Here is a 557-nt window from a genome sequence, read left to right as displayed (position 1 = left end):
TCGATTACGCTCGTTTTGATGAGCAAGGTTTCTCAAGCACAGAAATCTTCAAAGATGAATTGGTGGTTATCGCTTCGAAAACGCACCCACGTATTCAAGGTGGCGTAAGCGCCGAGCAGCTAATTAACGAAAAGCACGCGAAACTGTCTAAAGTTCACGGTCAACGTAGCTTCTCTGAGCAGGCGTACCGCGAGCTTGACTGCCAAGCTGCGTACGAAGGTTCAAGCCTAAGCAACTTGCTTTACGTTGTTAGCCAATCTGAGTTAGTGACTATCGCACCACGCTGGATGGCGGAAAATGCGGTGAACAGTGACCAACTGCAGATTCTAGACTTCCCATTTGCGAACAAAGAAATCAGCGGCTTCCTTAGCTGGCATGAATCAAGTGAAAAAGACAAAGGCCACATTTGGCTACGTGACCAGCTAATGGTGACGTGTGGTGAAGTGGTTGCATCAAAATAAGTTTATTATTTGGTCTGATGAACTGGTCAGACTGGATTTGTAATCATCAATTTTTACAATTGTTTGGCCCCGAGAGACGCTTGTCTTTCGGGGCTT

Annotated in this window: 1 pseudogene; it reads left to right on the top strand. The window is 46.1% G+C overall.

The annotated features are described in order from the left end of the window. Positions 1-461 (top strand): annotated as a pseudogene (gene calR, locus R7040_RS28970) (LysR family transcriptional regulator CalR); the annotation flags it as partial. Positions 462-557: the final 96 nt, after the last annotated feature.

The sequence above is a fragment of the Vibrio sp. 1069 genome (assembly GCF_033340555.1).
Note: the sequence above shows the minus strand (reverse complement) of the source record. Positions and strands in the feature narration are given on the sequence as shown.